The following is a 13,534-nucleotide window of genomic DNA, read 5'->3' on the forward strand; positions in this document are numbered from 1 at the left end:
TGGGTGCCGTGCGCAGTCGGGGACGCGTGCCGGCGGTCGGGTGCCAACCTGATTTCGGGGTACCCCAGGAGTTACCCCGACCGAACGAAATCAGTAGTCACCCTGTGAAGCACGAGCAACCCTCCCGGGTCAGCTGGTCACTTTCTCGCCATCGGCGGGCTCGGCCTCGGCCGGGACATCCACCGGAAGCTGTTCGGCCAGCTTGTATTTCAGAGCCGCCCCGATCAGCGCCGCGAACAGCGGATGCGGACGGGTCGGCCGCGACTTGAGCTCCGGATGCGCCTGGGTGGCGACGAAGAACGGATGCTTGGACTGCGGCAACTCCACGAACTCGACCAGCTTGCCGTCCGGGGAGGTACCGCTGAACTTCAGACCGCTCTTGGCGATCTTGTCGCGGTAGGTGTTGTTGACCTCGTAGCGATGCCGGTGCCGCTCGGACACCTCGGTCTCGCCGTAGGCCTGCGCCACCACCGAACCCGCTTCCAGGATCGCCGGATAGGCGCCCAGTCGCATGGTGCCGCCGAGATCGGCCTCACCGGCCACGGCCTGCTGCTGATCGGCCATGGTGGAGATGACCGGATATTTGACGTCCGGCTCGAATTCGGTCGAGTTGGCATCGGTGAGACCCACCGAACGCGCCGCCTCGATCACCATGCACTGCATGCCCAGGCACAGACCCAGCAGCGGAATGCCGTGGGTGCGTGCGTACTTGATCGCACCGACCTTGCCCTCGATGCCGCGGATGCCGAAGCCGCCGGGCACCAGCACCGCGTGCACATCGTGCAGATGCGCCCGCGCGCCCGCTTCGGTCTCGCACTCGTCGGACTGCACCCAGCGGATGTTCACCTTGGCATGGGCGGCGAAACCGCCCGCACGCAGCGCCTCGGTGACCGAGAGGTAGGCGTCCGGCAGATCGACGTACTTGCCGACCAGCGCGACGGTGACGTGCTCGCGCGGGTTGTGCACCCGATCCAGCAGACCACCCCACACCGTCCAGTCCACATCGCGGAAAGGCAGGCCCAGGCGGCGCACCACGTACGCGTCCAGGCCCTCGCGGTGCAGCACCTTCGGAATGTCGTAGATCGACGGTGCGTCGGGAGTCGAGATGCAGGCATCCACCTCCACGTCGCACATGAGCGCGATCTTGTTCTTGAGCGGCTGCGGCACTTCGCGATCGCAGCGCAGGATCAGCGCATCGGGCTGAATACCGATATTGCGCAGCGCCGCCACCGAGTGCTGGGTCGGCTTCGTCTTGAGCTCGCCCGAGGGACCCAGGTAGGGCACCAGCGAGACGTGCAGGAAGAAGCAGTTGTCGCGACCCACGTCGTGCCGAATCTGCCGCGCCGCCTCGAGGAAAGGCTGCGATTCGATATCGCCGACGGTGCCACCGATTTCGGTGATGACCACATCCGGAACCTGCCCGTGCAGATCAGGTCCGGCCATGGCCTGGATGCGATTCTTGATCTCATCGGTGATGTGCGGGATGACCTGCACGGTGTCACCGAGGTACTCGCCGCGACGTTCCTTGGCGATGACCGTCGAATAGATCTGGCCGGTAGTGACATTCGCGATCCCGGAGAGATCGCGGTCTAGGAACCGTTCGTAATGACCCACGTCGAGGTCCGTCTCCGCGCCGTCCTCGGTCACGAACACCTCTCCGTGCTGGAAAGGGTTCATGGTGCCGGGATCGACGTTCAAGTACGGATCCAACTTCTGCATCGTGACACGCAAACCGCGTGACGTGAGCAGCTGACCGAGGCTGGAGGCGGTCAGACCCTTGCCGAGTGAAGAGGCGACACCACCGCTGACGAAGATGTGTTTCGTGGCCGCGCGCGCCGGAATCCGTGATTGACCCACGGGACTTCACGGTAACACGGATTCGGGATGCCGATCGAATGCCACGCGAGTCCGCGCCGATCCCATGCGACGGAAATTGCCCGTGATTGGCTCGATGGGTCAGTGCGGCATGGCGGCGACTGTGAGCGAGGTCGCCTTGTCGCCCGTGCCGTATCGCCCGGTGCCGCCGTTCAGCTGCTCAGTGAGCCCGAGCACCGTGGTGATGCGGCCGATCTCGTGGTCCACATTGTCCACGGTGGTGATTGTTGCCAGCGGCGCTTCCGAGCGCGCCACGGCGATCGGACCGGGTCCGTCGGCCGCCCCGTAGCGACCCGCGAGCACCACCCCGGAACCGTGTGCGCGCAATGCCGCGGCAAACCTGGCGATAATGGTGCCGCGATTGTTCTCGCCGGACCGCGCGCCGTCACCGGCCACCACGACCGCCAACTGTGCGGGCTTCACGTCTGCGAACGTCAGGAATCCGCCGCCGCGCAAGGTCTCCAGCGCGAGCCCGCGTTCCTGCTCGGTGCCGCGCGGCTGATTGTTGGCCGGATCGGTGAGCAGCACCTGACCCAGCAGATCGCCGGCCAGGCTGCCCTGGTCCGCGGCATCGATCTTGAGCTGCGCGCCCGCCGGGACCACATTGGTCAGCGCGGTGCGCAGCCGATCGCTCTCCGAGGAGTCGGTGAAGGCCCCCGTCAGCGCCACCCGGCCGGTGACCGCCGCACCCGCGGTGGTGAGCGCCGCGGCGACGGCGTCGACATCGGCGCTGTCGGAATCGGGTGTGGTGAACAGCAGCACGCTCTTGGTGGCGAGGCTGTTCGCGAGCACCTTGCCCGCCGCATCGGACAGGAAACTGTCGGCAGCCTTCAATTGCTCTGTGAGCCTGCTGTTCTCAGCGGTCAGCGAGTCCACCTGCTGACGGTTCCCCGTGCCCGGAAACAACCCGTCGCTGTGCGTGCGGGTGCCGAGCACCACGCCGACCGCGAGGGCCAGGAAGATGGCGGCGATCGAAACGGCGTGGTGGCGAAAGGAAATCACTTGTCCCCTACCTGTGCTGATCGAGCTGAACCTGCAACCAGTGCGAGCCGCGATGCCAGGTTTCGGTGAACCAGGTCGCCGCCTCACCCCCCATATTCGTCGCCAGCAGCACCACGATCAGGGCCACCAGCGCGGCCATGACGACCAGTGCCAGCGCCCAGCCGGAACCGCGGTGCCGGTACAGCGCCGCAACGGCATTCGCGTCCATGAGCTTGGTGCCCATTTTCAAACGGGTCAGGAAGGTGGCCGGATTGGAATCGCGGCGGCCACGGTCGAAGAAGTCGTCGAGCGAGGCGGCCGCGCCCACGGTGACGATCAGCGTCGCGCCGTGATGATCGGCCAGCAGCAGCGCCAGATCGGCGGGCGCGCCCGAGGACGGGAAGGTGGTCGCGCCGATGCCCAGATCCTGGATGCGCTCCAAACCCTTTGCGTGCCCGTCGGTATCGGCAGGCAGGATCACCTCCGCACCGCATTTGAGCGTGGTGGCGGTGATCTCCTCCGGATCGCCGACGATCAGATCGGGGCGATAGCCGTGGCGGGTCAGGGTATCCGCGCCGCGGCCGACGCCGATCAGGATCGGCGCGTACTCCTTGATGAACGGCTTGATGCGCTTGAGGTCCGTCACATGCTCGGGACCGTCCGCGACAACCACGACATGCCGCTTCTTCATGTCGATCGCGACCTCGGGCACCCCGATGCCGTCGATGAGCAGCGAGCTCTCGGTGCGGATGAACTCGATGGTGTTGCCCGCGAACGCTTCCAGATGATCGGCCAGGCCGTTGCGGGCCTCGATCATGCGCTCGGAAATGCTCGACTCGGTGAGCTCGATGCCCTCGACGAGGGCGTCCGGCTCCTTCCTGGTCAGCTTGTCGGCGTAGATGACGCTGCCGTCGATGCGGACCTTGGTGCCGTCCTTGATCTTCTTGAACACATCGGAGCTGAGGGTGTCCAGCAGCAGAATTCCATTGGCCACCAGCACCTCCGGCCCCAGGTTCGGGTAGCGGCCGGAGATGGACGGCGAGGCGTTCACGACCGCGGCCACGCCGGCCTCGACGAGCCGGTCGGCGGTGAGCCGATCCAGATCCATTTCGTCCAGGACGACCACATCACCCGGTCCCACGCGCTGCAGCAGACGCCTGGTATTGCGGTCGACCCGGGCCATCCCGACAATTCCGGGGAGCGTTTCAGTGCTACGCGTCAACAGGGCCGGCATCTTCATAACGATCGATCTTTACCGGAAAGTCTCAACCATTGGTGGAGGCGCGCCGGTCCTTCAGCATTCGTCACTGTGATGCCTGCGATGGAATGTCCCAGACGGGACTGTCTACTTACCCATCGGTAAGGCTAAGCTCCGCACTACGGTTCGAGAGGAGACCCACCGTTATGGCCAGCACCACCGTCGATACTGTCCTGTCCGCTCCGCGCGATGTCGTCTACAAGCTTTTCAGCGACCGAGATTCGCTCAATGCCTATCTGCCGGTTAAGTTTTCGCTCGTCAGGCCGGGCGCCGAAAGCCCCTCCGGCGTCGGCGCCCAGTACAAGATCGGCCTCGGCGGCCTCGGCCTCACCGAGGAGACCACCGAATTGGTCCCCGGCGAGCGCATCGTCTACAAGGTGGTCAAGGGCGCGCCCGTCAAGCGTCACGTGGGCACCATCAGCCTGACCGATGCGCCCGGCGGCACCCGGGTCGTCTACACCATGGAGTCCGAGCCCAGCCTGCCCGTTCCGGCCAAGGCGCTCGAGGTCGGGCTCAAGAGCCTGATCAATACCTTCCTCGGCGCCGCCCGCAAGGCCGTCAAGTAGGACGCACCGCATCATGCATGCACCGAGGGCCCGCGGATAATCTCCGCGGGCCCTCGGTGTTTCGCTGCTGGTTCGCGGATCAGCTGGCGGCGGTGACCTTTTCGGCGTCCGCCGTGGTCAGCAGCTCCCAGGCGTGGGCGCGGCCGGTTTCGGTGTCGTCGAGACCGGCCAGCATGCGGGCCAATTCGACAACGCGCTCGTCCCGGGTCAGCGCGCGGACGCCGGAATTGACGCCCTTGCCGTCATCGACCTTGTCGACCACCAGATGGGTATCGGCGAAGGCGGCCACCTGCGGCAGGTGGGTGACCACGATGACCTGGTGGGTGCGGGCCAATCGGGCCAGGCGGCGGCCGATTTCGACGGCCGCGCGGCCACCGACGCCGGCGTCCACCTCATCGAAAACCATGGTCGTGCCGTGTTCGGAGCTGGCCAGCACCACTTCCAGCGCCAGCATGATGCGCGAGAGCTCACCACCGGACGCGCTCTTGCTCAAGGGAAGTGGCTGTGCGCCCGAATGCGCGGCGAGCCGGAACTCGGCCTCGTCCACACCGGTCGAACCGGCGTGCAATTCCTTGCCGTCGAGGGTGAGCGGGGCGGAATCCTGCACTCCGGCGGGCACCGGCTGCACCAGGACCTCCAGCCGCGCCCGTCCCATGGCCAGACCGCCGAGCTCGGTGCTGACGGCGGTGGCCAGCTTGCCCGCGGCCTTGGTGCGCGCGGCGGTGAGTTTGCGGGCGGCCTCCCGGACCTTGACCGCCGCGGTCTCCACCTCCGCGGCCAGGGCGGCCAGGGCCTCCTCGGAGACGTCCAGAGAGGCCAGGCGCAGGCGCGATTCATCGGCCCACTTGATGACACCGTCGATATCCGGTGCGTACTTCCTGGTGAGCGTCTTCAGTTCGGCCTGCCGGGTGAGCATGGAATCGAGCGCGCCCGGATCCGACGGCAGATCCGACAGATAGGAGCTGAGTTCGGTGGTCAGGTCCACCACCACCGAAATGGCCTCGCCCAGACGGGGAGCCAGGCCCACGAGGGCCGGATCATCGGCGGCTTCCATGCGGGCGCGGGCGGTGCCGAGCAGATCCAGCGCACCCGAACCCTCACCGGGCGTGTCCGAGGGACCGGCGAGCGCATCGTGCGCCGTCGACGCCGCCTCGCGCAGCGAATCCAGATCCGAGAGCCGGTGCACCTCGGCGACGAGGCGCTCATCCTCACCGGGTTCCGGTGCGATGGCATCGATTTCGATCAGCGACTGGGTCAGATGATCGGCCTCGAGCGCCAATTCGCGACTGCGGGCGGTGCGCTCGACCAACTGATTGCGCGCGTCCAGCCAGACCCGGCGCACCTTCTGGTACTTCTTCAGCAGTCCCGAAACCGAATCGGCGGCGAACTGATCGAGCGCGTGCAGCTGCTGATCCGGGCGCTGCAGGCGCAGCTGATCGTTCTGGCCGTGCACCGTGAGCAGCGGTGTCGTGAAATCCGAGAGCACCGAGGCGGGGACGCCGCGGCCGCCCAGATGCGCGCGGGAGCGGCCGTCGCTGCCCACCGTGCGGACGGCGATGATGCTGCCGTCGTCATCGCGTTCGGCGCCGGAGGATTCGAGCACCTCCTCGACCTCGGTGATGGCCCCCTCGTGGACATCGTCCACGGTGAAGCGGCCTTCGACCACCGCGCGCGAGGCGCCGAGTCGTACCCGCCCCGGATCGGCGCGGGCTCCGCTGAGCAGGTGCAGGCTCGTCACCACCATCGTCTTGCCCGCACCGGTCTCACCGGTCAAAACGGTCAAACCCTCATGGAATTGCGCGGTGGCGGTGGAAATTACGCCCAGCCCGTCAATCCTGATCTCTGTCAGCACTCGTGCTCTCCGTTCGGCGGTTATCTATCTCGCCTGCACTCGGACGCTCCGTGGTTACACGGGCCGCCGTCTCCGCGCCTGACCGCGCAGACGGGCGGCCTCGCCAGCCTGTCACGGGCAACTGGAACTTGCGCACCATCCGGTCGGCGAACGGTGCGGAATCCAACCGCACGTATCGCACCGGCTCGGCCCCGCGGACCGCCTCGACCCGGCCGCCCCGCGGCAGTGCGAGGGTGCGTCGGCCGTCGAGGAAAACAATGGCATCGTGGCCGGTGGCAACGGTTTCCACCGCTATTCGCGACGCCGGACTGGTGACCAGCGGGCGCGCGAACAGCGCATGGGCATTGCTCGGAATCACCAGCAGCGCTTCGAGTTCCGGCCACACCACCGGACCGCCGGCGGAGAAAGCATAGGCCGTCGAACCGGTCGGCGTGGCGATCAGCACCCCGTCGCAGCCGAAGGCCGACACCGGGCGGCCGTCCACCTCCAGCACCAGTTCGAGAACGCCCATGCGCGCGGCGTTTTCGATACTGGCCTCGTTCAATGCCCAGCCGCGTTCGACGATCACATCGTCCACGCGGACACTGACATCGATGGTCATGCGCTGCTCGAGCGTGTAATCGCGCCGAACCACCTGGGACAGCGCCTCATCGAGGTGTTCGGCCTCGGCCTCGGTCAGAAAACCGATGCGGCCCAGATTGATTCCCAGCACCGGCACCGACGCGTCACGCGCCAGTTCGGCGGCGCGCAGGAAGGTGCCGTCACCACCGAGTGCGAGCACCATCTCACAGCCGACACCCGCATCCGGGCCGTGCGGCATGATCCGCACCGGATAGCCGACGGCCTCGCTGGGCGTGTCGAGATCGAAACGGGTGCTGTACGCCTCGTCCTCGAGCACCCGCAGGCCGATGCCCGCCTCGTCGAAGATCTTCGCCACCCGATGCGCGGTTTCGGTGATCTCGGTGCGACCCGGATGCGCGACCAGCAGGATCTCCCGCCCGGTCTCCCGCGAATTCACTGTGGTCCCTCCTCCACCGCCCGCTCGATCAATGTCGCTACCCGAGCCTGCTCCTCCGCACTGTAAACGGCGGACGCAGAGCTCGCAGCGGACACCGTATCGCTCGGGTCCGACACTCCATCCTTACGCAACCACAGGAAGTACTCGACATTCCCGGACGGACCCGGCAGCGGGCTCGCCACCACACCGCGGGTCCGCAGACCCAGCTTCGCGGCGGCGGCGGCCACCTCGCGCACCGTTTCGGCCCGCAGCGCCGGATCCCGCACCACGCCACCGGATCCGAGGCGATCCTTACCGACCTCGAACTGCGGTTTCACCATGGGCAGCAGATCCGCGCCCGGCGCGCAGCAGGCGGCCAGCGCGGGCAATACCAGGGCCAGGGAGATGAACGACAGGTCGGCGACCACCAATTCGACTGTGCCGCCGATGAGTTCGGGAGTGAGCGCGCGCACATTGGTGCGATCGTGCACCAGCACGCGATCATCGTTCTGCAGACGCCAGATCAGTTGCCCGTAGCCGACATCCGCGGCCACCACTTCCTTGGCGCCCTTGGACAGCAGTACATCGGTGAATCCGCCGGTGGACGCGCCGGCATCCAGGCAGCGTTTGTTCTCGACCGAGACGCCCTCGGCTTCGAAGGCCGTCAGCGCGCCCAGCAGCTTGTGCGCGCCGCGCGAGGCCCACTGCACCTCGTTCGGCTCATCGCGCACCAGCAGCGGAGCGCCGGTCTCCACGCCGGTGGCGGGTTTGGTGGCAACGGTTCCATTGATGAGGACACGGCCCGCGTCGATCAGCTCGACCGCGTGTTCCCGCGACCGCGCCAACCCGCGGCGAACCAGTTCGGCGTCCACCCGTGCGCGTCTGGCCACCCTAGATCTTGTCCACCGTTGCCAGGGCCTGCACGAGCACCTCGTGCGCCTGCTCCAGAATCCGAGCGCGGCGCACCATATCGGTGCCGTCGGAGGCCGAATCCCGGGCGCCCGCCGACAATTCGGTCAGCAGCGCGTCGACATCCGCGCGCACTCGCGCCGGATCGGCGAACTCCTGGTTCGCACCTGGCACATGCTGCCCCGGCAGCGGCATCCCCGGACGGGGTCCCGGGGCGGGAAACGGCGGGTGGGGCGTGGGCGTACTCATGGTGGCGACAACGCTACCCGAACTTGCATTCGAACAGTATCCAGGCCACGAAGGTTCGGCTCGTGTGTCCGATCGACTCCACCGCGAGGCGCCGCGCGGTGCGGAAATCCGGTGGACGGCCCTGGCAGAATCGGGCAAATGGATCGCAACTTCGAAGACCTCGTCGACGAAGCCGACACCGTCTCGGTAGCCGGCTGGGACTTCTCCTGGCTGGACGGGCGCGCCAGCGAACAGCGGCCGTCGTGGGGGTATCAGCGGCAGCAGGCACAGCGACTCGCGAGCGCCCGCGCGGCGCTGGATATTCAGACCGGCGGCGGTGAGGTGCTGGCCGAGGCCGCGCAGCTCCCGCCGACCATGGTCGCCACCGAGTCCTGGCCGCCGAATCTGGCCAAGGCCACCCGGCTGCTGCACCCGCGCGGCGCGGTGGTGGTCGCCGATCCGGACGAACCGCCGCTCCCCTTCGCCGATGCGGCCTTCGATCTGGTGACCAGCCGCCATCCGGCAACCATCTGGTGGGACGAGATCGCCCGCGTCCTGCAACCGGGCGGAACCTACTTCGCGCAGCATGTGGGCCCGGCCAGTGTGTTCGAGCTCGTCGAATACTTCCTCGGACCGCAGCCGCAGGCCCGCAAGGGCCGAGACCCCTCGACCGAAGCCGCCGCCGCCCACACCGCCGGGCTGGATATCGTCCAATGTCACACCGAACGACTCCCCATGCGCTTCAACGATATCGGCGCGGTCGTCTACTTCCTTCGTAAAGTCATCTGGATGGTCCCCGGCTTCACCGTGGCGGCATACCGGGATCGCCTGCACGATCTCCATCAGCAGATCACCACCGAGGGACCGTTCCTCGCTCACTCCTCGCGGACACTGTTCGAAGCCCGCAAGCCCGAGTAGGACTTCACAATCCGAGGGTGAAGTGGTGTGCGGTGATGGCCAGGTGGTGCCGCATGTACAGGCGGTGCGCCGGGGCCCGGTCCAGGGCTACACCGGAATCCAGCTGCACCGCTTCACATTCGAGGTCGACTGCCTCATTCCGAATCCAGTGCATAAGGGTGTCACCGTGGCCGCGGCCACGGGACTGCGGCAGTGTGCTGAGATCGTCGACATAGAGATGACGGCCCCAGGCCGTCGAATACGCGACCCGGAAACCGATGACCGCGACGGCGGTATCGGAAGCATCGTCGAAAATGCCGACGAGCCGATAACCTGCCGGGCGAAGGCGGGTATCGATCAGGTCGACAATGGCGGCGGCGGTTTCCCAGCGGGGGCGCAGCGCCAGCAAGGCCGGAGCGGCCAATTCGGTCTGTCCTGCGGGAATTTCGCGTACTTCGGTCACCGTATCGACGGTAGTGAATGCGGAGTGATGACTACAGGGCCACTTACCGGAAAGTCCGGCAAACCAATTTCGAGGGAATGCCGGACCGTGAAAATCACCTATCGGGCGGCGGGCGGGGCCGCGACGGCGATCGCGCGGCCGGGGTGCTTCTGCAGGAGAGCGCCGACGACATCGGCGATATCGCCGTCGCCGGGCGCGATGGGTGCGGTATCGGCGACCGGATGATTCAGAGCGTCAAGGGATTCCGCGATATAGGTGGGGAGGCGGCCGGGGGGCTGGGTGCGGAGGTCCGCGAGGGTGCTCACGCCGGTGAGAACCAGGAAGGATTCGAGGCCGACGGTGTGGGCGCCGTCGATATCGGTGTCGAGGCGGTCACCGACCACCAGGGCCTCCCGGGTGCCGACCCGGGTGAGGGCGTCCTCGAGCAGGGGCGCGTAGGGCTTGCCCGCCACAATGGGTTCGAGGCCGGAGGCGGTGCGCAGGGCGGCGACCATGGAACCGTTGCCGGGAGCCAGACCGCGTTCGTTCGGGAGTGTCGCATCGGTATTCGCGGCCACCCAGAGCGCGCCGGCGCGCAAGGCGTACGCGGCCTCGGCCAGATCCGGCCAGGCCGTCTCCGGAGAATGGCCCTGCACCACGGCGGCGGGGGCGACACCGTTGAAACGGCGAACCGGTTGCAGGCCAACGGCGGTCACCTCGGCCGCGAGATCATCGGTGCCGACCACGAGTACCGACGCACCCGGCTCGAGACGGGCCGCGAGCAGATGGGCGGCGGCCTGCGCGCTGGTGACGACATCGTCTTCGCCTGCGGTGAAACCGATTTCGCGCAGATGCACCACCACCGCGGCGGCGGAGCGACTGGCATTATTGGTGACATAGGCCAGACGCTGCTCCGGTGCGCCCGAAAGTGCTTCCGGCGCACCGGGAATCACCTCGTGCCCGCGATACAGGGTGCCATCCAGATCCAGCAGCAGTGCGCCGAACCGATCCCGTAGCCGCATTACGACGCCCCTCTCACACTTTCTTCGCCCGAAACCGATCGGCTGGCCGCCCCATACAGGGACGGCCAGCCTACTAGGTCGATGCCACGGCCAGATCTCGCATGCGGCCGATTACTTCTTGCTGTCGCCGTCCTCGGCCTTGTCCGCGGCCGCGGTGTCGGCGGCGCTCGCAGTGTCGGATTCCTCGACCGGGTCAGCGCCACTGGGCTTTTCGGCCTCATCGGCGCTGTCGGACTCGTCGGACTCGTCAGCGCTCGCGGACTCGTCAGCGCTCGCGGACTTCTCGGTCGATGCGACGGCGTGCGGCACTACGTCCGAGTCGTCGTCATCTTCATCGTCGAAGTCGTCCGCTTCCGCGAAGTCGTCCTCGTCGTCTTCGGCGTCCGCGTCTTCGTCGTCCTCGGTGCCGTCGTTCACGGCGGCAGTCCAGTCCGACTCGTCGTCTTCGTCGGATTCAGCGCCGTCGGCCACGGCGGAGGTCCACTCCGAATGCCCGGATCCGCCCTCGGCCAGGTCCGCAGCGCGGTCCTCGGCGTCGGTCTCACCCTCGGTATCGGCGGACGCGGCGTTCATGAACCAGGTCAGCGATTCCTCCGCCCGACCGGCGGCCAGCAGGGCCTCGGCATAGGCGTAGAACAGGCGCGCGGACGCCGGACCCGTCTTGGACGGATCCAATTCCGCGGTCTGCAGGCTCACCACGGCCTGGTCGTACTGACCGAGATCCATCCGGGCGCCGGCGACCACAATGCGCAGCTCGGTGGCCTCATCGCCCTTCAGCAGGCGGGCCTCATCGCTGCGGCCCAGTTCGATGGCACGCTCGGGACGGCCGAGGCCGCGCTCGCAGTCGGCCATGACCGCGAGCAGACCGGCGCCGCCGGACATGCGGCGCGCGGTACGCAGCTCGGACAGCGCCTCCGCCCACTCACCGGCGTGATAGGCCGCGACACCATTGGTCTCACGCACCACCGCAATACGACCGGCACGCTGACGGGCCGCACGCGCATGCTCGAGGGCGAGCTCCGGATCCTCATCCAGCAGCTGCGCCACCATGATGAGGTGCCGGGCCACGGAATCGGCATTGGTCTTGTCCAGGCTCAGCAGATCGCGGCGCACAGCGGGCTCGAGATCCGAGGCCTGCACCTCCTCCGGCAACTCCGGCTCATCCGGGCGACTCGCACGGCGCTCGCCACCACGGGAATCGCCGCCGAAGCGCGCACCCTCGCCGCCACGACGACGGTCGGACGAATCGTCACGACCGGCAAAGGACGAACGCTCGGGACGCTCCGCACGGGCGGGACGCTCACTACGGTCGGAACGCGCCGCATCGTCCCGGGCTGGACGCTCGGAACGATCCCGATCCGGACGCTCCGCACGATCCCGATCCGGCCGGTCGGCGCGGTCACGATCCGGGCGCTCAGCGCGGTCACGAGCGGGCCGGTCGGCACGATCACGGTCCGGACGGTCGGCGCGGTCGCGATTGAAACCGCCACCCGAGCTCGGCCGGTCGCCACCACCGAAACCACTGCGGCCGAAGCTCTTTCGCTCATCACGATCGCCTTCACCGCGATCGCCACCGCGATTGAAACCACCGCGCTCACCGCTATTGCTATCGCGATTGAACCCACCGCGATCGCCACCACGGCTCTCACTGCTGCGGCTATCGCCGCCACGGTTGAACCCGCCACCGCTGTTGCTATCGCGGTTGAAACCACCGCGGCTGTCCCCACCGCGACTATCGCCACCACGATTGAACCCACCGCGGTCGCCTTCGCCACGGTTGAATCCACCGCGATCGCCACCACGGCTCTCACTGCTGCGGTTATCGCCACCGCGGTTGAAGCCGCCACGATCGCCACCCCGGCTATCGCCCCGGCTGTCACTGCCGCGGTTGAACCCGCCGCTACGGTTGTCGCCACCGCGGCTGTCGCTGCCACGGCTGTCGCTGCTGCGATTGAAACCGCCACCGCTCGCGCCACCACGGTTGAAACCACCGCGATCACTGTCACGGCTCTCACTGCGGTTGAATCCACCGCGCTCGCCACCCCGGCTGTCGCCGCGGTTGTCGCTGCTGCGGTTGAACCCACCACCACTATTGCTATCGCGATTGAACCCACCCCGGCTGTCCCCACCGCGGCTATCGCCACCACGGTTGAACCCGCCACGGTCACTACCAGCGCTTTCACCGGAACGGCGGAATCCGCCGCGGTCATTGTCACGGCCTTCGCCGGACCGGTTGAAGCCGCCACCACGGCTGTCGCTGCTGCCTCGGCTGTCGCTGCTGCGATTGAAACCGCCACCGCTCGCGCCGCCACGGTTGAATCCACCGCGCTCACCGCTATTGCTATCGCGGTTGAATCCGCCACGGCTGTCGCCGCCGCGGCTGTCACTGCTCCGGTTATCGCTGCTGCGGTTGAATCCGCCGCGACTGCCGGAATTGCTGTCCCGGCTCTCGCCACGGCCGAAACCGCTGCGGCCACCGTCGCGAGCTTGGTTCTCACGGTTGGAGC

General features: G+C 67.4%; 11 protein-coding genes and 1 pseudogene. 2 read left to right on the forward strand and 10 right to left on the reverse strand.

Annotation, left to right across the window (positions count from 1 at the left end):
* Positions 1-129 precede the first annotated feature (129 nt).
* The 3 genes from OG326_RS31235 to steA all read right to left on the reverse strand — a co-directional run bounded on the left by OG326_RS31235 (position 130) and on the right by steA (position 4,096).
* Positions 130-1,857: a CTP synthase gene (locus OG326_RS31235; protein ID WP_327140728.1), complete on the reverse strand. Its 1,728-nt coding sequence runs from the start codon at positions 1,855-1,857 to the stop codon at positions 130-132.
* 99 nt (positions 1,858-1,956) lie between these two features.
* Positions 1,957-2,877, reverse strand: a complete 921-nt coding sequence (locus tag OG326_RS31240; RefSeq protein ID WP_327140729.1) for a copper transporter — start codon at positions 2,875-2,877, stop codon at positions 1,957-1,959.
* A gap of 7 nt (positions 2,878-2,884) precedes the next feature.
* Positions 2,885-4,096: a putative cytokinetic ring protein SteA gene (steA, locus tag OG326_RS31245; protein ID WP_327140730.1), complete on the reverse strand. Its 1,212-nt coding sequence runs from the start codon at positions 4,094-4,096 to the stop codon at positions 2,885-2,887.
* A 164-nt stretch (positions 4,097-4,260) separates the two neighbouring features.
* On the opposite strand from steA, the gene OG326_RS31250 reads away from it, so the two are divergent.
* Positions 4,261-4,680: an SRPBCC family protein gene (locus OG326_RS31250; protein ID WP_327140731.1), complete on the forward strand. Its 420-nt coding sequence runs from the start codon at positions 4,261-4,263 to the stop codon at positions 4,678-4,680.
* A gap of 79 nt (positions 4,681-4,759) precedes the next feature.
* Here OG326_RS31250 and recN read toward each other — a convergent pair whose 3' ends face one another.
* The 4 genes from recN to OG326_RS31270 are packed head-to-tail and all read right to left on the reverse strand — an operon-like array spanning position 4,760 to position 8,687.
* Entirely contained in the window at positions 4,760-6,532 is a 1,773-nt protein-coding gene (gene recN, locus OG326_RS31255) for a DNA repair protein RecN (protein WP_327140732.1), read from the reverse strand.
* On the reverse strand, positions 6,510-7,583 hold the full coding sequence (locus OG326_RS31260) for an NAD kinase (protein ID WP_442791066.1): 1,074 nt from the start codon (positions 7,581-7,583) through the stop codon (positions 6,510-6,512). The genes recN and OG326_RS31260 overlap by 23 nt, the downstream gene beginning before the upstream one ends.
* A complete protein-coding gene (locus tag OG326_RS31265) occupies positions 7,547-8,419 on the reverse strand; it encodes a TlyA family RNA methyltransferase (protein WP_327140734.1) in 873 nt (290 codons plus the stop codon). The genes OG326_RS31260 and OG326_RS31265 overlap by 37 nt, the downstream gene beginning before the upstream one ends.
* Before the next feature lies 1 nt (position 8,420).
* A complete protein-coding gene (locus OG326_RS31270; RefSeq protein ID WP_327140735.1) occupies positions 8,421-8,687 on the reverse strand; it encodes a hypothetical protein in 267 nt (88 codons plus the stop codon).
* Between the two features lie 138 nt (positions 8,688-8,825).
* Between OG326_RS31270 and OG326_RS31275 the strand changes: the two genes are divergently transcribed.
* A complete protein-coding gene (locus OG326_RS31275; RefSeq protein ID WP_327140736.1) occupies positions 8,826-9,584 on the forward strand; it encodes a class I SAM-dependent methyltransferase in 759 nt (252 codons plus the stop codon).
* Positions 9,585-9,588: 4 nt separating this feature from the next.
* Here the strand turns inward: OG326_RS31275 and OG326_RS31280 are convergent, their stop codons facing one another.
* The 3 genes and pseudogenes from OG326_RS31280 to OG326_RS31290 all read right to left on the reverse strand — a co-directional run.
* Complete coding sequence (locus OG326_RS31280; RefSeq protein WP_327140737.1) at positions 9,589-10,026, reverse strand: GNAT family N-acetyltransferase; 438 nt, start codon at positions 10,024-10,026, stop codon at positions 9,589-9,591.
* A gap of 98 nt (positions 10,027-10,124) precedes the next feature.
* Positions 10,125-11,027 (reverse strand): HAD-IIA family hydrolase, encoded by a 903-nt coding sequence (locus OG326_RS31285; RefSeq protein ID WP_327140738.1) that lies wholly within the window; start codon positions 11,025-11,027, stop codon positions 10,125-10,127.
* 510 nt (positions 11,028-11,537) lie between these two features.
* Positions 11,538-12,263: pseudogene (locus OG326_RS31290) on the reverse strand (hypothetical protein); the annotation flags it as partial.
* Between the last annotated feature and the right edge of the window lie 1,271 nt (positions 12,264-13,534).

It is taken from the genome of Nocardia sp. NBC_01327 (genome assembly GCF_035958815.1).
Classification (GTDB): Bacteria; Actinomycetota; Actinomycetes; order Mycobacteriales; family Mycobacteriaceae; genus Nocardia.

Excerpts from the sequence above, each read along its gene's own strand:
- OG326_RS31285 (WP_327140738.1), bottom strand. The coding sequence starts at position 11,027 with ATGCGGCTACGGGATCGGTTCGGCGCACTGCTGCTGGATCTGGATGGC.
- OG326_RS31250 (WP_327140731.1), top strand. The coding sequence starts at position 4,261 with ATGGCCAGCACCACCGTCGATACTGTCCTGTCCGCTCCGCGCGATGTC.
- steA (WP_327140730.1), bottom strand. The coding sequence starts at position 4,096 with ATGAAGATGCCGGCCCTGTTGACGCGTAGCACTGAAACGCTCCCCGGA.
- OG326_RS31270 (WP_327140735.1), bottom strand. The coding sequence starts at position 8,687 with ATGAGTACGCCCACGCCCCACCCGCCGTTTCCCGCCCCGGGACCCCGT.
- OG326_RS31275 (WP_327140736.1), top strand. The coding sequence starts at position 8,826 with ATGGATCGCAACTTCGAAGACCTCGTCGACGAAGCCGACACCGTCTCG.